Below are 1,255 nucleotides of genomic sequence, written 5' to 3' on the forward strand. Positions count from 1 at the left end.
CTTTCGATGGAGGTCATCCAGTTTCGGATGTTGTAGGTATATCCGGTTCTCAGGTTGTCCGTTCCGTTTCTCCGGTTGGCCACGATTCTTCCCAAATCGTCATATACATTGTCGCATACCAGCTCCTCTTCCTTGTCGTCCAGGCGGAAGTACACCTTGAGCAGCCGTTCCATCGTGTCGTACTCGTAGCGCAGCGTTTCTTTCCGCTCTTCCTTCTCGGGTGAGTGGTGGACTCTCATCACCAGTCGTGGCAGTCCGGTGAAGGTATATGCCGTATATTCTTCATCGGTCTCTCCCAGATGGTTCTTCAGTCTTTTCTGCACGCATCTTCCGAAGCTGTCGTAGTACAGCACTTCCATTCCGGTGAGTGTTCCGCTTCCGTCCGCCGCATAGCTCACCGTACCTGTCTTCAGTCCCGCCGCATCCGGCTTCTGTGGGTCAGGATATACTTTCCCGTACTCCTGCCTGTCTTCCGGCAGGAGTTCTTCGTCTTCGAGAAATGCATAGTTGTCGTAATAGTCCGCTTTCAGAAGCTGTATGTCCTCTCCCAATGCTTCAGGTGACTCGTATCCAGCCAGTGTCCCTCTGTCTGTCCATCGGGTAATTACAGTGTCGTTTTTTATGGACTCCACATCAGGGTTTGTGCAGATTCCCTGCACGGCCTGTCTTCCAGTCCCGTCGTAGAGCCAGAACATCCACTTCCCTTCGTTACGGCATTTCCCGTCTCTGCTCAGTACCCTTCTTCTTGCCTTGTCGTATACCATTTCCACTGCTTCGCTTCCGGGCATCTTTTTGCTGATGCAGTTTCCGTTTCCGTCGTACCGGTATGCGTATGCGTAGTCTGCTATCCCTTTATCACTTCCGGAGTGGGTTTCCCCAGCCTGCCGGAACGTATCTTCTGCCTGTGGGGGCAGTACGTAGCGCAGTCTGTTCAGGTCATCGTACACGTAGTAGGTGTCGAGGTGTTCCGTTCCGTTTGTGGCGGTGTGTATTCTCCGCTCCAGTACGGTTCTTCCTTCGTTGTCGGTATAGGTTTCCACTGTCCCGTCTGCTCCGGAAGTCCAGTTCTCGTCTTTCAACACGGTTTTCATCAGACTTCCGGCAGGGTAGTCGGACTGATAAGTAATACCTTCTGCGGTCAGGACGAAGAGTTTTACGGCATCCTGTTCCGATGAGGTGCAGGTACCGTAATCGCTGCGTACGGTACGTCCGGTTGTATGGTTTCTTTCTTCTGCGGGCTGCCAGATCTCTCCCG

The 1,255-nt window shown here is 52.9% G+C and carries 1 pseudogene; it reads right to left on the bottom strand.

The window, feature by feature from the left end:
* Positions 1–1,255 (bottom strand): annotated as a pseudogene (locus WKT12_RS16400) (hypothetical protein); the annotation flags it as partial.

Origin of the sequence: Phocaeicola sp. HCN-6420, from assembly GCF_037890145.1 — a bacterium.
In the GTDB taxonomy this organism is placed as follows: Bacteria; Bacteroidota; Bacteroidia; order Bacteroidales; family Bacteroidaceae; genus Phocaeicola.